The organism is Rathayibacter sp. PhB179 (assembly GCF_004345345.1).
In the GTDB taxonomy this organism is placed as follows: Bacteria; Actinomycetota; Actinomycetes; order Actinomycetales; family Microbacteriaceae; genus Rathayibacter; species Rathayibacter festucae.
In genome coordinates this window covers 1-22,082 of record NZ_SLVD01000007.1, presented here as the reverse complement: position 1 = coordinate 22,082, position 22,082 = coordinate 1, and the positions used below count along the sequence as shown (strand labels likewise).

Sequence of the window (22,082 nt, the reverse complement as noted above, 5' to 3'; positions counted from 1 at the left end):
ACGGATCGGCGACCGGACGGGGCTACGGGATCAGGCGCTCCGCGCGGTAGCGGTCGAACAGGGCCGTGAACGAGTCCACCGTGCGGTGGTGCACGCCGAAGCCGGCCAGGCGCGACTTGCTGATGTCGGTGACGACCTCGATCTGCCGGCCGAGGTCCGCGTCGGTGTGCCACCAGGAGGCGACGCGCTCGAGGTCGGGCTCGATCAGGTCGTGCTCGCGGACGAGGCGCTGCCAGACCTCGTCGGCGCCGGCCATCTGCTGCTCGAGGGGCTGCGGCTCCTCGCCGGGGCCGACGGGCTCGACGCCGAAATGCTCGGCGATCCGCGACCACATCCAGCGCCAGCGGAAGACGTCGCCGTTGACGACGTTGAACGCCTCGTCGCGGCCCGCCTCCGACGTCGACGCCCAGAGCATCTGCTCGGCGAGGACGGTGGAGTCGGTCATGTCGGTGAGGCCGTTCCACTGGGTGAGCGAGCCGGGGAAGACGAACGGCGTGCCCTGCGCGCGGTGGATCGACGCGGCGACGGCCAGCGTGAGGCCCATGTTCATCGCGTTGCCGACCGCGTGGCCGATCACCGTGTGCGAGCGGTGCACGGACCAGGTGAAGCCGTCGCGCTCGGCGGCGGCGAACAGCTCGTCCTCCTGCGCGTAGTAGAAGTTGGGCGCGTCGAGGCGCTCCTCCTCCTCGTGGAACGGGGTGTCGGGCATCGTGCCCTGGCCGTACGCCTCGAACGGGCCGAGGTAGTGCTTGAGCCCGGTGACCAGCGCGACGTGCTGGAGCGGCGCGTGCGAGAGCGCGGCGAGGAGGTCGCGGACCATGCCGCCGTTGACGGCGATGTTCTCCTCCTCCGTGGCCTGGCGCGACCAGGCGGTGAAGAAGACGTGGGTCGGCTTCTCGTCGGCGAGCACGCGGGCGAGGTCCTCGGCGGAGCGGAGGTCGGCGGAGAGCGGGGTGACGCCGGGGCGCTCGGCGATCGGCCGGCGGGAGAGGGCGGTCACGGGCCAGCCGCGCTCGGTGAGGAGGTCGACGAGGGCGGAGCCGCCGATGCCGGTGGCGCCGACCACGAGGGCGCGCTGCTCGGGAGTGGGGACGGTGGACGGGTCTGCTGCGGAAGTCATCCCTGAGGACAACGCGCGTCCCGGCCCGGCATTCCTGGGCGGGTCAGCCGACGGCGGGCAGCGGCTCGCCGTGGCCGTCGAAGGAGAGCTCGACGCCGACCTCGGAGCACTCCTCGGCGATCAAGTCGAGGGCGTTCCAGAAGGACGGACTGCGCACCGGCTTCCGGGCGAGGGTGCTCTGCAGTGCGGACTTCGCCGAGCGCGCCGCGTCGACCGCCGTCGAGGTGGCGTTCTCGTACTCGAGCGCGTCGAGGGCGGCCTCGAACGCCTCGCGGTTCGCCGTCGCGGGGTCCGCCGCGAAGGCGTTCCACGACTCCTCGACGGGCGGGCAGAGGGCCGGGTCCTGCGTCTGCCCGGGGAGCGCGCAGCCGGTGAGGAGGAGGACGGGCGCGACGAGGAGCACTGCCGTCGCCCTGCTTCTCCGCCTCATCCGAGTGAGGGTACCGTCCGTCCGGGATCGCGGTGTCGGGGGCACGGGGTAGCGTCGGTGGGTGCGTGCTCCGTGGAAGAACCGTGAACCCGGGGCGCGGCTCCCCCGCGACGTGAAGGTCCTCGGGATCGTCGCGTTCTTCGTGATGCTGGGGTTCGGGGTCGTCGTGCCGGTGCTGCCGGTGTACGTGCGGAGCTTCGGGGTCGGCTACGTCGAGGTCGGCGCGGTCGTGTCGGCCTTCGCGCTGATGAGGCTGGTCGCGAATCCGTTCGTCGGGCCGCTCGTCGACCGGGTCGGCGAGCGCATCGTGCTGGCCGTCGGCATCGGGATCGTGGCGGTGTCCAGCGCGCTCGTCGGGCTGGCCGGCGACTACGCGCACCTGCTGCTGCTGCGCGGGGCGGGCGGGATCGGCTCCGCGATGTTCTCGGTCGCGGCGATGACGCTGCTGCTGCGGACGGCGGATCCGGAGCGGCGCGGCCGGTCGATCGGCTTCTACCAGGGCGGGTTCCTGCTCGGCGGCATGGCGGGACCGGCCGTCGGCGGCGTGCTGACGGCGATCTCGCTGACCGCTCCCTTCTTCTTCTACGCGGGCACGCTCGCGATCGCCGGGATCGTCGGGCTGGTGCTGCTGCAGCGGCCGGACCGCGACGCGGAGGCGGCGGCGACGGCCGTGGCGAAGCCGATGCGCGAGGTCGCGCGCGACCGGCGGTACCAGAGCGCGGTGCTGGCGAACTTCGCGCTCGGCTGGTCGGCGATGGGCGTCCGGGCGACGCTCGTGCCGGTGCTCGTCGTCGAGGGGCTGGGCGACGAGCCGGCCTGGACGGGCATCGCCTTCGCCATCGCGGCGGTGGTGCAGACGATCGCGCTGGCGCCGGCCGGGCGCTTCGTCGACACGGTCGGGCGGCGGCCGGCGCTGATCGGCGGGTTCGCCGTCGCGGCCGTCGCGATGCTGGCGATGCCGCTGGTGCACGAGCTGTGGCTGCTGATCGCGCTGCTCTGCGTGTACGGGGCGGCGGCGGCGTTCATGGGGACGGCGCCGGGCGCACTCGTGGGCGACGCGGCGGGCGAGCGCGGCGGCAAGCCGGTGTCGTTCTTCCAGGCGGCGTCGGACCTCGGCGGGGTCGTCGGGCCGCTCCTGGCGGGGGCTCTCGCGGACGCGGCGTCGCCGACGGCGGCGTTCGCGTCGGCCTTCGTGCTGCTCGGGCTGACCGCGGTGGTCGGGCTGCGGGTGCCGCGGCGCTGAGCCGCGCGGGATTCACTGGGAAGAGACGCCCGCAGGCATGCTGGTCGAGTAGCCGCGGAGCGGCGTATCGAGACCCGCCGTGATCAGCAGGCCGAGTCTGCAGGCCATCCGTACGGCGCTGGTGGATCTCGATACGCCCGCTGCGCGGGCTGCTCGATCAGCATGCAGGGCGGCCCGCCACGCGCGCTGCTCGATCAGCAGGGACGAGGGCACGCCGGTGAGGCGTCCCGCACTGGTCGAGGCGTCCAGCAGCACCTGGACGCTTCGACCGTTCGAGGACGTCTCGGCGCGAGCGGGGTCAGGTGTTGCGGACGCGGGCGTCGACGGGCCAGGTGGCGGTGCTGCCGTCGGCGAGGAGGACGCGGTAGTCGTCGGCGAGGTTGACGGCGACGCAGACGTGGTTGGGGGCGATGCGGATCCGGGTGCCGAGCGGGAGGTCGACTCCGGTGATGGTGGCGTGGTGCTCCGAGAGGACGGTGATGCGGGCCTCGGGGTGCTCGAGCAGGCGGCCGAAGCCGGTCGAGGCGGCGCCGCGGTCGGAGGAGAGCACCTTGCTGCCGGCGTCGGCGATCAGGTGGTCGTCGCGGCGGGCGACGATCGTCGCGAGCACGGTGACGGCGACCGACTCCGGGCCGATGGTGCCGATCTCCCACTGCTGCGCGTCGCCGAGGGCGGAGACGCCCGGCCGCAGCTCGGTGAGGACGCCCGCGTCGGCGAACTCGAGGGACGGGGTCGAGCCTCCGCTGATCACGCGGGCCGGGACTCCGGCGTCGGCTAGCGAGGCCCCGGCGGCGCTGAGCGCGGCGGCCTCGTCGCGGGCCGCGGCCCGGCGGCCGTCGAGGGCGTAGCTGTGACCGGGGAAGGTGAAGACGCCGACCACGTCGAGCCCGGCCTCGGCCGCGGCGGCGGCCACCGCGCCGGCCTCCTGCGGCGGCACTCCGCTGCGGTGATGCCCGGAGTCGACCTCGACGACGACCTCGAGGCCGGCGGGGATCGCCGCGGCGAGCCGGCGAGCCGACTCCGCGGAGTCGACGCCGACCCGGACCCGCGCCCGCTCGAGCACGCCGCGCAGCCGGACCGCGCGCTCGGCGTCGAGCCAGAGCGGGTAGGCGATGAAGAGGTCCTCGACACCGCCGGCCGCGAACACCTCGGCCTCCGACACGGTCGCGACGGTGAGGCCGACCGCGCCGGCCGCCAGCTGCCGCCGGGCGATCTCGATCGACTTGTGGGTCTTGGCGTGCGGGCGCAGCGCGACGCCCCTATCGCGAGCCGAGCGGGCGGTGGCCGCGATGTTGCGGTCGAGGATCGCCTCGTCGAGCACGAGCGCGGGCGTGGGGACGCTGTCCGGAATGCGAGGCATGGCGCGATCATAGGGCGGCTCTCCTCTACGGTGAAGGAGACGACGAGCGGCGGGGGCGGCGCCTCGACCGAGCCGGAGACGCGAAGGAGCGCCGCATGCGCGAGCAGGAAGCCCGATCCCACCACGAGGACTCCGAGGCGCGCGCGGCCTCCTTCGGCCGGGGCATGCTGACCGCGACGTACGCGCTCCGGCACGAGAAGGGGCTCGACGTCGTGTTCCTGCTCCGCGGCACCGGCCCCGACTTCCTGATCGGCATGGGCGCGGCCTCGGACGACTTCCGCTCCGTCCTCTCCATCGGCCTCGACAGCCGCGACGGCGTGCTCCACCCCACCGCGAGCCACACGATCGACGGCCGCCGCCGCGGAGTCCCGGCGCGGGTGGTCTACCGGAGCGACGGAGCGCTGGTCGTCGAGGCGAGCCCGCTGCCGCTGCGCGACCGGCCCGCGTCGCTCAAGTGCTGGTCGTTCGTCCGCTCGGGCGAGGAGGAGCACTACTCCGACGTGGTCGGCTTCGTCGCGCCGTCGCTCGCCGCCCTGCCGCCCGTGCCGCTGAAGACGCGGCCGCGGGCGCGCAGGCCCTAGGGTGTGGTCAGGCCGGTCCGCCGCCGGTCGCCCGCGCCCGACGGAAGGCCGAGCTCCATGGATCCCGACGACTCCCCGACCCTCGAGCAGGCGCCGCCGCAGCGGCGGATCGTCACCACCCGCACCGGCGCCGTGGTCGCGGTCGGCGTGCTCGGCGCGGTGATGCGCACCGAGGGCGCCATCTACGGGACGGTGCTCTCGATCACGCTGATCGCCGTCGGCTGGGACAAGGACACCGACCTGGACGTCCTGCTGTTCCTGCTCGGCTCGGTGACCGTGTTCTGGGTCGCGCACCTCTACTCCGGGACGATCGCGCGCCTGCCCGAGTCGGATCCGACGCCGCGCACGGTCCTCGCGGCCGTGCGGGACACCGCCCGGCACTCGATCGGGATGATCGCCGCGATGGTCGTGCCGGCGCTGCTGCTCGCGCTCGGGCCGCTCGGGGTGCTGGACGAGTGGACGGCGTACTACCTGGCGCTCGGAGCGGGTGTCGTGATCCTCGCGGCGCTCGGCTACCTGATGTCGGCGCGGCGCGGCAGCTCGTGGAAACGGCGGGTGCTGAGCACGCTGGTGACGACGCTGCTCGGGTTCGTCGTGGTGTGGCTGAGCACGCTGGTGCACTGAGCTGCAGGTGCACTGAGCTGCTGGTGCACGGAACTGCTGGTGCACGGAACCCTCGACGGGCGACGGGCGCGGCTGCCAGGCTGACGGGATGACCTCTCAGCCCTCCGCGCTCCGCCCCTTCGGCCCGTCAGGCGCCCTGGTGACCCGGCTCACCCTTGGCACCTCCTGGAACCCCGACCGCGTCGGCTCGCTCGACACGGTGCCCGCGCTCGAGCGCGTGCTCGACTCCGGCGCCGACCGCGCCGTCTCGGTGATCGACACCTCCAACGAGTACGCGCTCGGACACAGCGAGCGCCTGATCGGCGAGGCGCTGCGGGCGCGCGGCGGGGTCCCGGAGGGGATCACCGTCGTCACGAAGCTCGACCGCGACCCGGAGACCGGCAGCTACTCGGCCGAGCGGATGCGCCGCAGCCTCGACGAGAGCCGCGAGCGCCTGGGCATGGACGTGCTGCCGCTGCTCTACCTGCACGACCCGGAGCGGATCTCCTACGACGAGGCCTTCGCCGAGGACGGCCCGGTGCGCGCGCTCGTCGCGGTGAAGGAGGCGGGCGTCGCGCTCTCCATCGGCATCTCGGGCGGGCCGGCGCCGATGCTGCGGCACTACGTCGACACCGGGCTCTTCGACGCGGTGATCACGCACAACCGGTTCACGCTGGTCGACCGCTCCTCCGAGGAGCTGATCGACGCCTCCGTCGCGCGCGGCGTCGTCGTGGTCAACGCGGCCGTCTACGGCGGCGGGGCGCTCGCGCGCTGGCCCGAGCCGGTCCGCAGCTACGCGTACGCGCCGGCGCCGCAGGAGATCGTCGACGCGGTCGCCGCGATGGGCGAGGCCTGCGAGCGGGCGGGCGTGCCGCTCGCCGCCGCCGCGCTGCAGTTCTCGACCCGGGACCCGCGGGTGACGACGACGGTGGTCGGCGCGACGAGCGCGGAGCACTACGACGCGTTCGTCGCGGACGACGCGCTCGACATCCCCGACGCGCTGTTCGAGGAGCTGGAGTCGCTCGCGCCGCCGAGCTCGGTCTGGCAGGAGGCGCCCGGGTCGACCTGGCCGCGCTGAGCGACGGCGCGGCGCGTCCCTCGGAGGGCCGCGCCGGGCGTCGGCGGATCGTCGGCGTCGCGTCAGGGGGACGCGCGCCGCGCGACAGCGGGCATACCCGGGCCGCTCCGTCGGTTGGCCCTGAGATGACCGACGCACCTCGCACCACCACCGACTCCCCCGCCCTCTTCCAGCCGCTGACCCTCCGCTCCCGCACGGCGCGCAACCGCGTCTGGGCCGCGCCGATGTGCCAGTACTCGGTGGAGGCGCAGGACGGCGTGCCGACTCCGTGGCACCTCGTGCACCTCGGCTCGCTCGCGCGCGGCGGGGCGGGGGTCGTGATCGTCGAGGCGACCGGCGTCGTCCCCGAGGGGCGGATCAGCCCCTGGGACACCGGGCTCTGGAACGACGAGCAGCAGGCGGCCTGGGCGCCGATCGTCGACTTCGTGCACGGCCAGGGCGCCCTCGCCGGCATCCAGCTCGCGCACGCGGGCCGCAAGGCGTCGACCTACCGCGAATGGAGCGGGCGCGGCTCCGTCCCCGTCGACGAGGGCGGCTGGGAGACGGTCGCCCCCTCGGCCGTCGCGTTCGAGGGCTACGCGGTGCCGCGGGCGCTCGACGTCGAGGAGCTCCCGGGCCTCGTCGAGGCGTTCCGCGCCTCCGCCCGCCGTGCCGTGGACGCGGGCTTCGACGTGATCGAGCTGCACGCGGCGCACGGCTACCTGCTGCACCAGTTCCTCTCGCCGCTCTCGAACCACCGCGAGGACGCCTACGGCGGATCGCTGGAGAACCGCGCGCGGCTCCTGCTCGAGGTCGTCCGCGCGGTGCGGGCCGAGATCGGCGAGCTGCCGCTGCTGGTGCGCTTCTCCGCCACCGACTGGGCCGAGGGCGGCTGGACGCTCGAGGAGACGATCCGGGTCTCGGAGTGGGCGCGCGACGAGGGCGTCGACCTCTTCGACGTCTCGACCGGCGGGCTCGTGAAGGGCACCGACATCCCGGTGGCGCCGCTCTACCAGGTGCCGTTCGCTCGCGAGGTGGGCCGGGCGACCGGCGCTCCCGTCGGGGCGGTCGGGCTGATCACGACGGCGGAGCAGGCCGAGGGCGTGGTGGCCGGCGGCGACGCGGACGTGGTGCTGCTGGCGCGCGAGCTGCTGCGCGACCCGCACGCGCCGTCGCGGATGGCGCGCGAGCTGGGGGCTCCGCTCGGGCTGGTGCCGCCGCAGTACGCACGGGCCTGGCGCTGAGACGACGAAGGGCCGGGGGCGTCACCGCCTCCGGCCCTTCACATCGTTCTGCTACTTCTCGTCCGCCTCGCCCTCGGAGTCGCTCGGGGCGTCCTCCTCGGGGTTGAAGTGCGAGTCGCCCGAGACGCCCAGGGCGATCCCGTCCTCGGAGTCGGGGATGGTGCCCTCGGTGCCGAGGCCGCCGTCCTCAGGAGTGCCGGTGTCCGGGGTGCTGTCGTCCGACATCGGGCTCAGGCCTCGACGTCGCCGCGCCAGGCGCCGTCCGGGGAGCCCTTGGACTCGATGTACTCCTTGAAGTTCTTGAGGTCCTTCTTGACCGCGTGGCTGCCGGCGCCGACGAGCGAGCCGACGGTCTCGAGGAAGCCCGCGGGCTCCCAGTCGAGCTGCACGGTGACGCGGGTCTCGGTGTCCGAGAGCTTGTGGAAGGTGACGACGCCGGCGTGGTCGGTCTCGCCGCCGGTGCTGTTCCAGGCGACGCGCTCGTCGGGGTGCTGCTCGGTGATGTTGGCCTCGAACTCGCGCTCGACGGGGCCGACCTTCACCTTCCAGACGGTGAGGACGTCGGTGACCTGCTGGATGGACTCGACCTCGTCGAGGAACTTGGGGAACTCCTCGAACTGCGTCCACTGGTTGTACGCGACGGACACGGGGACGTTGACGTCGACGGTCTCGATGATCTGCGACACGGTAGTGCTCCTTGATGTCTCACTCGGTGTGCGGCAGGCCGCTGCTGCGGTCGCCTCCCTCGACGGTAGAGGCGAGCCGCCTGGGAGTTCAGGTGGTTGCGGCTGGACGCAGACGTGGTACAACCCGGGAGCGGGCGGTGGACCTCGAGACGCCCGCTGCGAGGGCTACTCGATCGACATGAGGCGCGGGCCGCTCCGCTTCATGCTGGTCGAGTAGCCGCGGAGCGGCGTATCGAGACCCGCGGGTCAGTCGTCGGTGCCGGCGTAGCGGTAGGCGGTGAACGACGGCGTGCCGGTGGTGGCGTAGAGGCCGAGGACGCGGCCGGTGAAGGAGGTGGCGGTCTCCGCGGTGAAGGAGCGGCCGTCGATCCGGGCGAGGGTGCGGGAGACGCCGCCGGCCTCCGCGCGGAGGACGAGGAAGTCGCTCGTCATCTGGCCGGGGCCGAAGCCGACGCCGGCGTCGCGCTCGGACTCCAGCATCAGCGTCACCGGGCCCTCGGGAAGCTCGGCGGTCCACTCCTGCTCGAAGGAGGGGATCACGGCGCGGGCGGTGACCCGCGTGCCGGAGCCGGTCGACTCCGCCTCGACCGACGCGAAGGTCGTCTCGTCGTAGCGGACGGCGAGCCCGCCGACGCCGGCCGACACGTCGGCGACGACCGAGGCCTGCATCGTCTGGGTGAGCTGGCGGCGGCCGATGAACGTGGGCTGCGGGTGGCGCAGGGTGCGCCCCTCCCCCGGCAGCGACAGCCGGCCGCCCTCGACGCTCGCGAGCGCGGTCGGGAGGCGGCGGACACCGATCCAGCCCGCGTCGAGCGGCCCGGAGAAGTCGACGTCGTCGCGCAGCGGACCGCGCGGCGCGAGCGCGACGGGCTCGGCGACCGGCCAGCCGTCCTCCCAGCTGACGCGGGTGACGAAGGTCTCGCGGCCGAGCGCCGAGAAGGCGCGGGTCGCTCCGCGCGGGCGGACGCCGAGCAGCACGATCAGCGTCGAGCCGTCGGGGCCCTCGACCAGGTCGCCGTGGCCGGTGTTCTGCACCGGTCGGGTGGTGCCGCGGGCGGTGAGGAACGGGTTGCCGGGCGCGGTCTCGAACGGGCCGGTCGGCGCGTCGCTCCGGGCGATCGAGACGCCGTGGCCGCGCTCCGTGCCGCCCTCGGCGATGAGGAGGTACCAGACGTCCCGGCCGTCGACCGAGCGCCGGTAGAGGTGCGGCGCCTCCGGGAAGCCGCCGCCGGTGCCCGACCACAGCGAGCGCGGCTCCTCCAGGATGCGACCGGCCGCGAGGTCGACCCGCACCTGCTGGATGCCGAGGTGCGCGCCGGCCTCCTCGCCGCTCAGGATCAGGCCGGAGTAGGTGACGTACGCGGTGCCGTCCTCGTCCCAGGCGAGGTCCGGGTCGATGCCCTGCAGCGGGCCGCCGTCGGCGTCGGTCAGGACGGTGCCGTCGCTCCACTCGCCGGCCGGGTCCGCCGCGGTGAAGACGACGGTGCCGACTCCCGCGGGGACCGAGACGATCACGTGGAAGAGGCCGTCGTGGTGCCGGATCGTCGGCGCCCAGACGCCGAGGCCGGTGGGCACCTCCTCCACACCGATCTGCTCGGCGCGGGTCGCGACGTTGCCGACGCGCTCCCAGGTCTCGAAGTCGGTGCTGCGGTAGACGGGGATGCCGGGCAGGTACTCGAACGTCGAGGTGACCAGGTAGTAGACGCCGTCGGCGCGGACGACGCTGGGGTCGGGGTTGAAGCCGGGGATCAGCGGGTTCGGGAACGGGGCGCCGACCCCGCCCTGCGCGACTCCGCCCGGCACGACGCCGCCGCTCATGCGCGCAGCTCCAGCTCGGTCACCAGCGGGACGTCCTCGAGCGAGGTGCCGAGGCGGATCGTGAACGCTCCGGCCTCGTACTCCCAGCCGTCGTTCCAGGTGGCGAGCAGGCGGGTCGGCACGGTCACGGCGATCTGCGCGCTCGCACCCGCCTCCAGCGTCGCGCTCTCGAAGCCGACCAGCCAGCGCACCGGGCGCTCGACGGCGGAGTCGCGGCGCTCGGCGTAGGCCTGCAGCACGACCTTGCCGGCGCGCTCGCCGGTGTTCACGACGTCGACGAGGAGCGCGACGTCCTCGCCGCCGCGCACGGGCTCGGGGGTCGAGACCGAGACGAGCTCGAACGAGGTGTAGCCGAGGCCGTGGCCGAAGACGTAGGCCGGCTCGACCTCGCTGCGCAGCCAGGCGCGGTAGCCGATGTGGATGCCCTCGTCGTAGTGCAGCTCGCCGTCGGTCGGCAGCGTGGAGAGGACGGGGACGTCCTCGATCGCGACCGGCCAGGTGGTGGGCAGGCGTCCGCCGGGCTCGACGCGGCCGAGCAGGACGTCGGCGACCGCGTCGCCCATCTCCTGCCCGCCGAAGTAGCCGACCAGCACGGCCGCCACCTCGTCGCGCCACGGCAGCAGCACGGGGGCGCCGGCGTTCACGACCACGACGGTGCGCGGGTTGACCGCGGCCACGGCGCGCACGAGCGCGTCCTGCTGGCCGGGCAGGTCGAGCGAGCTGCGGTCGTAGCCCTCGGACTCGACCGCGGAGTTGGTGCCGACGACCACGAGGGCGACGTCGGCGTCGCGGGCGAGCGCCACCGCCTCCGCGATCAGCTCGTCGGCGGGGGTGGCGTCGGGCTCGAGGCCGTAGGTGAAGCCGAGCGCGCCCTCGAGGTCGCCCTCGGCATGCACGATGTCGTACTCGATCCGGATGTCGACGGGGGTGCCGGCGGTGACGGTCAGCGGCGCGGAGACCGACGGCGGGGCGAGCAGCGCGGCGCCGAGGTCGGAGCCGACGGCGGCGAGGGTCTCCTCGAGGAAGAGCGCGCCGTCGACGTAGACGCGGGCGGTGCCGGCGACGGCGAAGCCCAGGCGGACGGTCGCGTCGGCGGCGGGGGTGAGGATCGTCGAGAACTCGACGCGGGCCGACGCGGCGATCGGGGCGGTGCCGCCGAACCAGACCAGCGAGGTGGCGCGGCGGTCCTCGACGAACAGCTCCGCGCCGTCCTCGGCGAGGAAGCGGACGCGCTGGCCGGGCTCGCCGGTGACCGGGTTGGTGATCGTCTCGAGGACGAGCGGGGCGACGCCGTCCTGCACCACCGCGCCGAGGGCGTAGTCGACGCGGGCCTGCGGCAGGGCGGCGCGGACGCCGTCGAGCGGAGTGACGACCTTCTCGGGCAGGACCGTCGCGGATCCGCCGCCCTGGGTGCGCGCCTCGCGGGCGTTGTGGCCGATGACGGCGACGGAGGTGAGCGCCGAGGCGTCCCAGGGCAGCTCGCCCTCGTTGCGCAGCAGGACGCTGCCGGCTGCGGCGGCCTCGCGAGCGAAGGCGCGGCCGTCCTCGACGAGGACCGGCTCGGCGACGGCGGGCTCGAAGCCCTCCAGCGCGCCGACGCGGGCGGCGAGGCGGAGGATGCGGCGGACCTTGCGGTCGACGACGGACTCCTCGATCGAGCCGTCGCGGACGGCGGCGACCAGCGCGGCGCCCCATGGGCCGTCGGGGCCGGGCATCACGAGGTCCTGCGCCGCGCGGGCGCTGTCGACGGTGCGGACCGCGGTCCAGTCGCTGATGACGACGCCGTCGAAGCCCCACTCGCTGTTCAGCGGGGTCTCCAGCAGGTCGCTCTCGGTGGCGGTGGTGCCGTTGATCGAGTTGTAGGAGCTCATCACGAGCCAGGCGCGGGTCTCGACGATCGCGCGCTCGAAGGCGAGCAGGTAGAGCTCGCGGAGCGCGCGGTCGCCGACCCGGACGTCGACGGTGAAGCGGTCGGTCTCGGAGTCGTTGGCGATGTAGTGCTTGGGAGTGGCGCCGACGCCGTTCTCCTGCACGCCGGCCACGTAGGCGGCGGCGAGGTCGGCGGTGAGCACCGGGTCCTCGCTGAAGCCCTCGAAGTGGCGGCCGCCGAGCGGGGAGCGGTGCAGGTTGATGGTCGGGCCGAGGACGACGTCGACGTCCTTGCGGCGCGCCTCGACCGCGGCGGCGGCGCCGTAGCGGCGGGCGATCGAGCGGTCCCAGGAGGAGGACAGCGCGGTGGCGGAGGGCAGGTTGAGCGAGGGCGAGCGCTCGTCCCAGACCTCGCCGCGGACACCCGACGGGCCGTCGGAGACGAGCATGCGGCGCAGGCCGATCCTCTCGATCGGCCAGGTGGTCCAGAAGTCGCGGCCGGTGAGCAGCTGCACCTTCTCCTCGAGGTCGAGGCGCCCGATCAGCTCGGTGAGCAGGGCGTCGGCGTCAGGTCCCTCGGCCGGGATGCGGGGAGCAGTGGAGGTGTCGGTCACGGTGACTCTTTCTCTCTCGGGAGGCGACGTCGTCGTCCCTCAAAACCTAGCAGTAGTGGGTTTCTGACGGTGCACCCCGCCCGACCCCCCTCCGCGAGATGCCACTTATGACGCGATCGCGCGGCGTGTCGCGCTCATAAGTGGCATCTCGCGGAGAGGGGGAGGGACGCGCGCGCGTCCGGGGGGCGGCGGGCGTCAGGGGTGGGCGGCCACGAAGGCGCGGCGCTCCTCGCGGCGGGTGGCCTGGCGGACCGGGTCGGCGACGGGGGCCGCCAGGAAGAGGCGCTGGGTGTAGGCGTGCTCCGGGCGGGAGGTGACCTGGTCGCCGTCGCCCCACTCCACGATCTCGCCGTGGTACATCACGGCGACGCGGTGCGAGAGGTGCCGCACGACGGCGAGGTCGTGCGAGACGAAGAGGTACGCGACTCCGGTGCGCTCCTGGATCTCGGTGAAGAGGTCGAGGACGCGCGCCTGGGTGGAGAGGTCCAGCGCCGAGACGGGCTCGTCGCAGACGATCAGCCGCGGCTCGAGGGCGAGCGCCCGGGCGATCGCGATCCGCTGGCGCTGACCGCCGGAGAACTCGCGCGGCAGGCGATCGGCCGCGGACTGCGGCAGCCCCACCTGGTCGAGCAGCTCGCGCACCCGCTTCGAGGCGACCTTGGCGTCGACCTTCCGCACGGTGAGCGGCTCGACCAGGATCTGCTCGATCGTCAGCGACGGGTTGAGCGAGGTGTACGGGTCCTGGAAGACGACCTGGATCTCGGAGGAGAGCCCGCGGCGCTGACGTCGGTCGAGGTGCGCGATGTCGCGCCCGTTGTAGAGGATCTCGCCGCCGGTGACCGGGGCGAGCCCCAGCACCGCGCGGCCGAGCGTGGTCTTGCCCGAGCCGGACTCGCCGACCAGGCCGACGGTCTCGCCGGGGCGGATGTCGAGCGAGACGCCCTTCAGCGCCTGGAACGGCTTCGCGCGGAAGCCCTTGCCCGGGTACTCGACGACGACGTCCTTGACGTCCAGCAGCAGCTCGGACGGTGCGGCGGGTGCGGCGCTCATCGGCTCGACTCCTTCACGGCGGTGGTGGCGACGAGCGGTCCGCGGGCGGGCCCCTCCTCGAGGATCGCGTCGAACAGGGCGCGGGTGTAGGGGTGACGGGGGTCGGCGAAGATCGAGCGCACGGGCCCGGTCTCGACGATCCGGCCGTCGCGCATGACCGAGACGCGGTCGCACAGGTCGGCGACGACGCCGAAGTTGTGCGTGACGAGGATCATGCCCATGTTCAGCTCCGACTGCAGCTCGCGGAGCAGGTCGAGCACCTCGGCCTGCACCGTGACGTCGAGCGCGGTGGTCGGCTCGTCGGCGATCAGCAGGTCGGGGTCGCAGGAGACGGCGCCGGCGATCAGCACGCGCTGCGCCATGCCGCCGGAGACCTCGTGCGGGTAGGCGTCGAAGGTGCGCTGCGGGTTGGGGATGCCGACCCGGGCGAGCAGGCCGAGCGCCCGCTCCTTCGCCGCCGCCTTCGAGAGGCCGAGGCAGATCCGCATCGGCTGCACGAGCTGCGTGCCGATGGTGAAGGACGGGTCGAGGTTCGACATCGGCTCCTGCGGGATGTACGCGATGCGCTTGCCGCGGAGCTTGGTCATCTCCTTCTCCGACAGGTGCGCGAGGTCCTTGCCGTCGAAGACGATCGAGCCGCCGGTGATCCGGCCGCCCTCGGGCAGCAGGCGCAGCACCGACCAGGCGGTCTGCGTCTTGCCGGAGCCGGACTCACCGATCAGGCCGTGGATCTCGCCGCGGCGGACCGCGAGCGAGACGTCGTGCACGACCGTCTTCACCGAGCCGTCGTTCTGGCCGTAGCCGACCGAGAGGTTCGTGACGCGGAGGATCTCTTCTGAGCTCTTGGCGCCGGCCTCCTCCTCGTGGACGACGGTCTTGGGCGCCGCGGCGTCCTCGTCGAGCATCGTCTGGATGCCGATGGTGGACAGGCTGGTCGGCACCGTCGCGGGCGCCGAGGCCGACTTGCGCTTCTTCGAGCGCTTGGCTCCGGAGGCGCTGCGCTCGAGCTCGTCGCGCATCGCGTTGCCCAGCAGGGTCAGCGCGATGGAGGTGAGCGCGATCGCGAGGCTCGGCCAGAGCATCAGGATCGGGGCGTTGAAGACGTTGGAGAAGCCGTCGTTGAGCATCGAGCCCCAGGTGGGGATCGACAGGTCGCCGAGGCCGAGGAACTCGAGTCCCGCCTGGATCGCGATCGCGATGCCGGCGACCAGCGAGGCCTGGATGATGACGGGAGCGCGGACGACGGTGAGGATGTGCCGGGCGATGATGCGGCCGTTGCTGAGGCCGGACACCCGGGCCGCGTCGACGAAGAGCTCGCCGCGCACCGCGGTGACGGAGGCGTAGACCAGGCGGTGGAACGCCGGCGAGAGCAGGACGCCGAAGATGGCCATCGAGAGCCACATCGACGGGCCGATGACGGCGCGGGCCGCCAGCAGGACGACGAAGCCGGGCAGCGCCATCACGAGGCCGGAGGTCCAGGCCGAGACGGAGTCGAACCAGCCGCCGAAGTAGCCGGCCAGCAGTCCGCTGGTGACGCCGATCACGACGGCGACCGCGAGCGCGACCAGGGCGCCGGCGAGGCTGAACTGGGTGCCGAAGAGCAGTCGCGAGAGGACGTCGCGGCCGGCGCTGTCGGCGCCGAGCAGGTGCGCGGCGCCGGGCTCGGCGAGCACGTCCTGCAGCGAGGCGCGGTTCGGGTCGGCCGGGGCGAGCAGCGGCGCGAAGATCCCGGAGAGGACGACGATCGCGAGGAAGACGAGCGAGACGAGCCCGACCGGGTTGTGCAGCAGGCGGCGGAAGAGGTGCGTGCGGGCGGCGCGCTCCTCCACTCCGACCGACGGGGTGCTGGCGGGCAGCGGAGTCGTGGCGGTCATGAGAGTCGCACCTTCGGGTTGAGCCAGCCCTGGAGCAGGTCGATGAGCAGGTTGACGATGACGACGATGATCGCGGTGATCAGCACGAGGCCCATCACCAGCGGGATGTCGCCCTGGGTGGTCGCGGTGACCGCGACCTGGCCGAGACCGGGGATCGCGAAGATCTGCTCGACGATGACGGCGCCGCCGAGGAGGCCGATGAACTGCACGGCGAGGACGGCGAGCGCGGGGCCGCCGGCGTTCCGCAGCACGTGCTGGAAGACGATCCGGTTGGCGGGCAGGCCGCGCGAGCGCAGGGTCCGCACGTAGTCCTGGCGGAGCGCGTCGATGACGGAGCCGCGGACCTGCTGGGCGACACCGGCGATGCCGCCGATCGCGAGGGCGATGATCGGCAGGGTGACCGTGGCGATCCAGCCCGAGAACGAGTCGGTGAGGTTGACGTAGCCGGTGGGCTTGAACCAGCGGAGGTTGATCGCGAAGACGGTGACGAGGCCCAGCGCGATCAGGAAGCCGGGGATCGCGAAGCCGAGGATCGACACCAGCTGCACGAGCTTGTCGGCCCAGCCGCGGCGGACCGCGGCCCAGACGCCGAGCACGACCGCGACGATCGCGGAGATGATCGTGGCGCCGATGACCAGGGAGAGCGTGACGGTGACGCGGGTGGAGATGGCGGTGGTGACCGCCTGCCCGGTGAACCAGGAGCTGCCGAGGTCGCCGGTCACGGCGTGGCCGAGCCAGCCGAGGTACTGCGACCAGATCGGCTGGTCGAGGCCGAGCTGCGCGGCGCGCTGGGCGACCGCCTCCGGCGTCGCGTTCTGCCCGAGGATGCGGCGGGCGATGTCGCCGCCGCCGAGATAGAGGAGTGCGTAGGCGACGACGGAGATCAGCACCACGAGGATGATCCCCGAGACGACGCGTCGCAGGATGAACCTGGTCATCAGTGGTCCTTCGAACGGAGGAGGGCGCGGGCCTGATCAGCGGATCGGGCGGCGCGAAGAGAGGGAGCGGGCGGGTCGACCGGAGCCGACCCGCCCGCCGATCCGGATCAGGCCGGGGTGATGTTCCAGAGGTACGGGTAGGCGTTGCCCGTCTGGGTCTCGACCTTGGTGTTCGCGTCGGTCACGAAGCTCGACTGCTGGCGGTACCAGGGAGCGAACCAGGCGTTCTCGACCGTGTAGGCGTTGACGGCCTGGACGGCGGCGGCGTAGCCGGACTCGTCCGCGGTGCGGACGGCCTCGATCAGCGTCTCGAGCTCGGGGTCGGCGTTCTTGAAGGGGTTGAAGATCGCGTTGGGGCTGAGCTCGAAGTTGATCAGGGCCCAGTCGGGGTCCTGCTGCAGCGTGAGCCAGGTCGCGGCGTACTTCGGGGCGAGGACGTCGGCGATGAAGTTGTTGCCGGCGTCGGTGTAGGTGACGGTGATGCCGACCTCGGAGAGCTGCTGCTGGATCAGCGTGAAGGTCGAGGAGCCGATGAGCGAGCTCGAGGGCATGTTCAGCTCGAAGCCGTCCGGGTAGCCGGCCTCGGCGAGCAGCTCCTTGGCCTTCTCGGGGTCGTAGGGGTAGTCGTCGTCGAGCGACTCGTCGTAGCCCTCGGAGGAGGTCGGGAAGATCTGCGTGGTCGGGGTGCCGTAGCCCTGGCCGATGGCCTTCAGCAGCGACTCCTTGTCGAACGCGTAGTTGATGGCCTGGCGGACGCGGACGTCCTTCAGGGCCGGCGCGATGGTGCCGTCGCGGTCGAGCAGCAGCAGACCGGTCCAGTTGAGCTCGAAGGGGTTGACGGTGAAGCCCGACGCCTCGATCTCCTTGAGGTCGTTGTTGTCGACCGTGTTGGCCGCGTTGACCTGACCGCCCTTGATCGCGTTCACCAGAGCGGTGGAGTCGCTGTAGACGTTGATGTTCAGGTTGTCGTAGTGGACCGAGTCCTCGTCCCAGTAGCCGTCGCGCTTGGTGAAGGCGTAGGAGGTGCCGATGACGGTCTTGGCCGCGTCGAGCTCGTAGGGGCCGGAGCCGACCGGGACGGTCTGGATGTCGGCGGACTCGAAGGCGGAGGGCGCCTCGACGAGGCCGGCGTTCTGGGTCAGGTAGAAGAGGAACGTCGGGTTGGCCTGCTTGAGGGTCACCGTGACGGTCGAGGCGTCGGTCGCGACCGCGTCGGCGAGGTCGGCCATCTTGTTCGTGTCCGGCGAGTTGCCGTCGCGGAAGCGGATCAGGTTCTGCGCGACGGCGTCGGCGTCGAGCGTCGATCCGTCGGAGAAGGTCACGCCGTCGCGGATCTTCAGGGTGAGGACCGTGTTGTCCTCGTTGTAGGTCCACTCCGAGGCGAGGCCCTCGGTGATGGTGCCGTCGGGCTCGGCCCGCAGCACGCTGTCGTAGACGGCCTGCATGTACGGCGACTCGTTGGCCCAGTACGAGTCCGCCGCGGCGAACGTCGACAGGGTCTGGATCGCACCCAGCGTGAGCGTCTCGCTCGAGCCGCCGGAAGCGCCTCCGCCGGAGTCGGCCGCGCAGCTGGTCAGGCCGACCATCGTGGTGACGGCGATCGCAGCGGCCGCCAGCCTCTTCCATCGGAACATCTTCGGTCTCCAGGTTCTCCCGGTTCTCCCATGAACCGGTGCCGAGGAAGCTAACACGAAAAACAGACGACCCCTAGGTTTTGGGAAGAAAAACTTCGGCCCGTTAGGTTTTCGTGATTCTCGTGACCGTTCACGTCTCGCGAGGCGCTTGGAACTGGGCGCTGACGGGGAGCTTTCCGAAAACCGACTCGGCGCCAGGTTTTTGACTCGGAAACCTCTAGCGGCTAGGTTTCTCGCACCGGAGGCTCCGTGCCCCCTCGCAACGATGCGCCTGGAGGCACTTCATGGCACTCCCCACCTCTCCCCCGCGGCGACCGCGCGGGCAGTACGCCAAGACCGCCGCCCGGCGTGCCGAGATCGTGGCCGCGGGCCTGGAGGTCTTCTCCGCGAGCGGCTACCACGCCGCGTCGCTGCGCGAGATCGCCGAGAAGGTCGGGCTCAGCCAGGCCGGCGTGCTGCACCACTTCGCCAACAAGTGGGAGCTGCTCTCGGCGGTGCTCACCCTCCGCGACGACCACTCGATCGTCCGGGTGCCCAGCGGCGACGCCGTGCCCGGCATCGACACGGTCCGCGCGCTGATCGACCTGGTCGCCTACAACACCGAGATCCCCGGCCTCGTCGAGCTGCAGTGCGTGCTCTCGGCGGAGGCGACCCACGCCGACCACCCGGCGCACGAGTACTTCGCGAACCGCTACCGCTTCATCGTCGACCTGTTCACCGGCGCGTTCGGCGACATGCTGACCCGCGGGCAGCTGGTGCCGGGCGTGGATCCGCGCAGCGCCGCGATCCGCGTCATCGCGACCATGGACGGGCTGCAGGTGCAGTGGCTCCTCCAGCGCGACTCCCTCGACATGCAGGCCGAGTTCCGGCGCACCGTGCAGACCCTGACCACCGTGGAGGTGTGACCGTGGGCTTCTCCCGCGAATCGACCCTGGCCGCCGTCCTCGACCACGGGGAGGCGGGCGACGTCGTGCGCCGCTTCGTCCCGGGTGTCGTCAACTCGCCGCTGCTGGTGCAGCTGCGCTCCGCCCCCGTCGGACTCGTCGTGGGGATGGATCCGCTGCTGAAGGCGGACCCCGAGCGCGAGGCCTCGTTCTGGGCGGCGCTCGACGCGGTCGACGACTCCGGAGTCGCGGCGCCGCGGCCGGAGCGGGTGGCCGTGCTGCCGCGCGCGGATTACGAGGGCGAGGACGTGGCTGTCGCGTCGGCCGTGGTGCGCCCGGTCGCTTCCGGCACCGTGTGGGCGCCGGCCGAGGTCGTCGTCGACGGGCCGGCGCACGGCAATCCGTTCGTGGACGTCGAGTTCTCGGCGGAGTTCTCGCTCGGCGACGAGACGGTGCGGGCCGGCGGCTTCTACGACGGCGACGGGGTGTACCGGGTGCGGTTCCTGCCTCCTGCCGCCGGCGTCTGGACCGTGTCCACCGCGTCCACCGCGCGCTCGCTCGACGGGCTCACCGCCTCCGTGACCGTGGAGGCCGCCCTGCCCGGCGCGCACGGGCCGGTGCGGGTCGCCGACACCTTCCACTTCGCGCACGAGGACGGCACCCGGCACCTGCCGCTCGGCACGACCGCGTACGCCTGGACGCACCAGAGCGAGGCGCTGCAGGAGGCGACCCTCGCGACGCTCGCGGACGCGCCGTTCAGCAAGGTGCGGCACTGCGTCTTCCCGAAGGCGTACCTGTACAACACGAACGAGCCGGAGCTGTACCCGTTCGAGCCCGATGGCGACGGCTGGGACTTCGACCGGCCCGTGCCCGCGTTCTTCCGCCGGCTGGAGGAGCGGGTCGCGGATCTCGACGGGCTCGGCATCCAGGCCGACGTGATCCTCTTCCACGCCTACGACCGCTGGGGCTTCTCGGACATGGGCCGCGCGGCCGACGACCTCGTCACCCGATACGTGGTCCGGCGCCTGGCCGCCTCGCCGAACGTCTGGTGGTCGCTCGCCAACGAGTACGACCTGCTCTGGTCGAAGACGGTCGACGACTGGGAGCGCCTCGCCGCGCTCGTCGTCGCCGAGGACCCGGCGGGCCACCTGCTCTCCATCCACAACTGCTTCGGCTTCTACGACTACTCCCGGGCGTGGATCACCCACGCGAGCGTGCAGCGGATCGACGTGTACCGCACCGCCGAGAACACCGACGCCTGGCGCGAGCAGTGGGGCAAGCCCGTCGTGATCGACGAGTGCGCCTACGAGGGCGACATCGACCAGGGCTGGGGCAACATCACCGGCGAGGAGATGGTCCGGCGGTTCTGGGAGGGAGCGGTCCGCGGCGGCTACGTCGGCCACGGCGAGACGTACCTCAACGACCGCGAGGAGCTCTGGTGGTCGAAGGGCGGCGAGCTCGTCGGCGACAGTCCGGCGCGCATCGCGTTCCTGCGGCGGATCACCGCCGAGATGCCGGACGGGCGGATCGACCCGCTGCCCTCGGACTGGGACGCGCCCTGGGGCGGGGGCGGCGGCGTGCAGCTGGTGTACTTCGGCTTCAACCGGCCGCGGTTCCGGCAGATCGTGCGCGACCCCTCCGACTCCTGGATCGTCGACGTGATCGACACCTGGGGGATGACCGTCTCGCGGGTGCCCGGGGTGTTCTCGGGGTCGTTCCGGGTGGAGCTGCCGGCGCGGCAGTTCATGGCCGTGCGGCTGACGAAGGTCGTGTCGTGAGCGGGGGCGCGGGTGCTGGCGCGGGCGGGGACGCTTGCGCGGGTGCGAGCGGGGACGCGGGCGGGGTGCCGCCGCGGGTGCGGGTGATCTCGGACAACGACTACTCCGGCGATCCGGACGGGCTGGTGCAGCTCGCGCAGCACGCGCTGTCGCCGTCGGTCGAGCTGGCGCTGATCGTCGGCTCGCGGCTGCGGCCAGGGGATCCGTTCGATCCCTCCGACCGGACGGCGGACAACGCGGCCGCGGCGGCACGGAAGGTGCTCGCGCTCTGCGGGCGCCCGGACGTGCCGGTGGTGGCGGGGTCCAACACCGCTGACGGGGCTGATGTGTCGGAGGCGGCGCGCGCGATCGTGGCGGAGGCGCTGCGGGACGACCCGCGGCCGCTGTACCTCTGCGCGGGTGCCGGGCTGACGGAGGTGGCGGCGGCCCTGCGCCTCGAGCCGTCGATCGCGTCGCGGATGACGCTGGTCTGGATCGGCGGGCCGGAGCACCCGGGCCTGGCCGTCCCTCCGCCCGGCGCGATGCCGATCGAGTACAACCTGCTGATCGACGTGCCCGCCGCCGCGGAGGTGTTCGCGTCCGCGCTGCCGATCGAGCAGTTCCCGCGCGACGCGTACCGGCAGCCGCTCGCCTCCGTCGCCGAGCTGCGCGTGCGGATGCGCACCGCCGGCGAGCTCGGCCGGCACCTCTTCGACGCCCTCGACGGCGTCTTCCGGATGGGCGCCGCGCACGGCCTCAGCTTCGGCGAGACCTACGCCCTCGGCGACAGCCCGCTCGTCCTCGCGACCGCCCTGCTCTCCGCCTTCGAGCCCGACGCCTCCTCCAGCCGCACGGCGCGCGTCCCCCGCCCCTCGATCACCCCCGACGGCCAGTACGGCCCCCGCGTCGGCGTCGGCCCGGACTTGCGCGTCTACACCCACGTCGACACCCGCCTCCTCCTCGAGGACCTCTACGCGAAGCTCGCCCTCCGCGCCGCGGAGGCCTGACCGCGGGCGCGCCGCCGACCCCGCAGCGGCACCCCCCTGCTGGTCGAAGTGCCGCGCAGTGGCACCCTCATGCTGATCGAGTAGCCGCGCAGCGGCACCCCATGCTGGTCGAGTAGCCGCGCAGCGGCACCCCCATGCTGGTCGAGTAGCCGCGCAGCGGCGTATCGAGACCCACGCCCGCCAGCGCGCTGGCCCCGTGCCCCCGCCCGTGCCACGGCGGATCTACTTGGAAAGGGATGGTGACCTTTCACGCGGTTCTGGGGGTGAGGGTGACGTCGTAGCCGAGGGTCGCGAGGGTTCGGAGGGCGTTGTC

Annotated in this window: 19 protein-coding genes; 8 read left to right on the top strand and 11 right to left on the bottom strand. The window is 72.8% G+C overall.

Going from position 1 to position 22,082, the window contains the following annotated elements; all coding sequences use genetic code 11:
- Positions 1-22 precede the first annotated feature (22 nt).
- Positions 23-1,120, bottom strand: coding sequence for an SDR family oxidoreductase (locus EDF43_RS14550; protein WP_132437477.1), 1,098 nt, complete (start codon positions 1,118-1,120; stop codon positions 23-25).
- Between the two features lie 43 nt (positions 1,121-1,163).
- A complete protein-coding gene (locus EDF43_RS14545; protein ID WP_165909129.1) occupies positions 1,164-1,523 on the bottom strand; it encodes a hypothetical protein in 360 nt (119 codons plus the stop codon).
- A gap of 88 nt (positions 1,524-1,611) precedes the next feature.
- Between EDF43_RS14545 and EDF43_RS14540 the strand changes: the two genes are divergently transcribed.
- Positions 1,612-2,793, top strand: a complete 1,182-nt coding sequence (locus EDF43_RS14540) for an MFS transporter (protein ID WP_243646326.1) — start codon at positions 1,612-1,614, stop codon at positions 2,791-2,793.
- Positions 2,794-3,091: 298 nt separating this feature from the next.
- Here EDF43_RS14540 and EDF43_RS14535 read toward each other — a convergent pair whose 3' ends face one another.
- Positions 3,092-4,153: an alanine racemase gene (locus EDF43_RS14535; protein ID WP_132437475.1), complete on the bottom strand. Its 1,062-nt coding sequence runs from the start codon at positions 4,151-4,153 to the stop codon at positions 3,092-3,094.
- 95 nt (positions 4,154-4,248) lie between these two features.
- On the opposite strand from EDF43_RS14535, the gene EDF43_RS14530 reads away from it, so the two are divergent.
- From EDF43_RS14530 to EDF43_RS14515, 4 genes are all read left to right on the top strand, one after another.
- A complete protein-coding gene (locus EDF43_RS14530; RefSeq protein ID WP_132437474.1) occupies positions 4,249-4,734 on the top strand; it encodes a hypothetical protein in 486 nt (161 codons plus the stop codon).
- 57 nt (positions 4,735-4,791) lie between these two features.
- Complete coding sequence (locus EDF43_RS14525) at positions 4,792-5,358, top strand: hypothetical protein (RefSeq protein ID WP_123705415.1); 567 nt, start codon at positions 4,792-4,794, stop codon at positions 5,356-5,358.
- Positions 5,359-5,446: 88 nt separating this feature from the next.
- The gene (locus EDF43_RS14520) at positions 5,447-6,415 is read left to right on the top strand and encodes an aldo/keto reductase (protein ID WP_132437473.1); all 969 of its coding nucleotides are present in this window, start codon (positions 5,447-5,449) and stop codon (positions 6,413-6,415) included.
- A gap of 125 nt (positions 6,416-6,540) precedes the next feature.
- A complete protein-coding gene (locus EDF43_RS14515) occupies positions 6,541-7,638 on the top strand; it encodes an NADH:flavin oxidoreductase/NADH oxidase (RefSeq protein ID WP_132437472.1) in 1,098 nt (365 codons plus the stop codon).
- A gap of 51 nt (positions 7,639-7,689) precedes the next feature.
- On the opposite strand, the gene EDF43_RS21910 is transcribed toward EDF43_RS14515, so the two are convergent.
- The 8 genes from EDF43_RS21910 to EDF43_RS14480 all read right to left on the bottom strand — a co-directional run bounded on the left by EDF43_RS21910 (position 7,690) and on the right by EDF43_RS14480 (position 18,121).
- On the bottom strand, positions 7,690-7,863 hold the full coding sequence (locus EDF43_RS21910; protein ID WP_164874539.1) for a hypothetical protein: 174 nt from the start codon (positions 7,861-7,863) through the stop codon (positions 7,690-7,692).
- Between the two features lie 5 nt (positions 7,864-7,868).
- Complete coding sequence (locus EDF43_RS14510) at positions 7,869-8,324, bottom strand: SRPBCC family protein (protein WP_123736715.1); 456 nt, start codon at positions 8,322-8,324, stop codon at positions 7,869-7,871.
- A 246-nt stretch (positions 8,325-8,570) separates the two neighbouring features.
- Complete coding sequence (locus EDF43_RS14505) at positions 8,571-10,142, bottom strand: glycoside hydrolase family 43 protein (RefSeq protein WP_132437471.1); 1,572 nt, start codon at positions 10,140-10,142, stop codon at positions 8,571-8,573.
- Positions 10,139-12,598, bottom strand: a complete 2,460-nt coding sequence (locus EDF43_RS14500) for a glycoside hydrolase family 3 C-terminal domain-containing protein (protein WP_132437625.1) — start codon at positions 12,596-12,598, stop codon at positions 10,139-10,141. Before EDF43_RS14500 ends, EDF43_RS14505 begins: the two co-directional genes overlap by 4 nt.
- Positions 12,599-12,820: 222 nt before the next feature.
- The gene (locus EDF43_RS14495; RefSeq protein WP_123705418.1) at positions 12,821-13,675 is read right to left on the bottom strand and encodes an ABC transporter ATP-binding protein; all 855 of its coding nucleotides are present in this window, start codon (positions 13,673-13,675) and stop codon (positions 12,821-12,823) included.
- A complete protein-coding gene (locus EDF43_RS14490; protein WP_132437470.1) occupies positions 13,672-15,549 on the bottom strand; it encodes a dipeptide/oligopeptide/nickel ABC transporter permease/ATP-binding protein in 1,878 nt (625 codons plus the stop codon). Before EDF43_RS14490 ends, EDF43_RS14495 begins: the two co-directional genes overlap by 4 nt.
- A complete protein-coding gene (locus tag EDF43_RS14485; RefSeq protein WP_123736712.1) occupies positions 15,546-16,487 on the bottom strand; it encodes an ABC transporter permease in 942 nt (313 codons plus the stop codon). The genes EDF43_RS14490 and EDF43_RS14485 overlap by 4 nt, the downstream gene beginning before the upstream one ends.
- A gap of 107 nt (positions 16,488-16,594) precedes the next feature.
- Complete coding sequence (locus EDF43_RS14480) at positions 16,595-18,121, bottom strand: ABC transporter substrate-binding protein (RefSeq protein WP_132437469.1); 1,527 nt, start codon at positions 18,119-18,121, stop codon at positions 16,595-16,597.
- Between the two features lie 284 nt (positions 18,122-18,405).
- Here EDF43_RS14480 and EDF43_RS14475 point away from each other — a divergent pair, with 284 nt between their 5' ends.
- From EDF43_RS14475 to EDF43_RS14465, 3 genes are all read left to right on the top strand, one after another.
- Entirely contained in the window at positions 18,406-19,026 is a 621-nt protein-coding gene (locus EDF43_RS14475) for a TetR/AcrR family transcriptional regulator (protein ID WP_132437468.1), read from the top strand.
- Complete coding sequence (locus EDF43_RS14470; RefSeq protein WP_243699272.1) at positions 19,023-20,783, top strand: DUF5605 domain-containing protein; 1,761 nt, start codon at positions 19,023-19,025, stop codon at positions 20,781-20,783. Before EDF43_RS14475 ends, EDF43_RS14470 begins: the two co-directional genes overlap by 4 nt.
- A gap of 65 nt (positions 20,784-20,848) precedes the next feature.
- Positions 20,849-21,769, top strand: a complete 921-nt coding sequence (locus EDF43_RS14465; RefSeq protein WP_132437467.1) for a nucleoside hydrolase — start codon at positions 20,849-20,851, stop codon at positions 21,767-21,769.
- The last annotated feature ends 313 nt before the right edge of the window (positions 21,770-22,082 follow it).

Coding starts and splice junctions, on each gene's coding strand:
- EDF43_RS14550 (WP_132437477.1), bottom strand. CDS start 1,120: ATGACTTCCGCAGCAGACCCGTCCACCGTCCCCACTCCCGAGCAGCGC.
- EDF43_RS14535 (WP_132437475.1), bottom strand. CDS start 4,153: ATGCCTCGCATTCCGGACAGCGTCCCCACGCCCGCGCTCGTGCTCGAC.
- EDF43_RS14530 (WP_132437474.1), top strand. CDS start 4,249: ATGCGCGAGCAGGAAGCCCGATCCCACCACGAGGACTCCGAGGCGCGC.
- EDF43_RS14525 (WP_123705415.1), top strand. CDS start 4,792: ATGGATCCCGACGACTCCCCGACCCTCGAGCAGGCGCCGCCGCAGCGG.
- EDF43_RS14520 (WP_132437473.1), top strand. CDS start 5,447: ATGACCTCTCAGCCCTCCGCGCTCCGCCCCTTCGGCCCGTCAGGCGCC.
- EDF43_RS14515 (WP_132437472.1), top strand. CDS start 6,541: ATGACCGACGCACCTCGCACCACCACCGACTCCCCCGCCCTCTTCCAG.
- EDF43_RS21910 (WP_164874539.1), bottom strand. CDS start 7,863: ATGTCGGACGACAGCACCCCGGACACCGGCACTCCTGAGGACGGCGGC.
- EDF43_RS14505 (WP_132437471.1), bottom strand. CDS start 10,142: ATGAGCGGCGGCGTCGTGCCGGGCGGAGTCGCGCAGGGCGGGGTCGGC.
- EDF43_RS14495 (WP_123705418.1), bottom strand. CDS start 13,675: ATGAGCGCCGCACCCGCCGCACCGTCCGAGCTGCTGCTGGACGTCAAG.
- EDF43_RS14490 (WP_132437470.1), bottom strand. CDS start 15,549: ATGACCGCCACGACTCCGCTGCCCGCCAGCACCCCGTCGGTCGGAGTG.
- EDF43_RS14485 (WP_123736712.1), bottom strand. CDS start 16,487: ATGACCAGGTTCATCCTGCGACGCGTCGTCTCGGGGATCATCCTCGTG.
- EDF43_RS14480 (WP_132437469.1), bottom strand. CDS start 18,121: ATGTTCCGATGGAAGAGGCTGGCGGCCGCTGCGATCGCCGTCACCACG.
- EDF43_RS14475 (WP_132437468.1), top strand. CDS start 18,406: ATGGCACTCCCCACCTCTCCCCCGCGGCGACCGCGCGGGCAGTACGCC.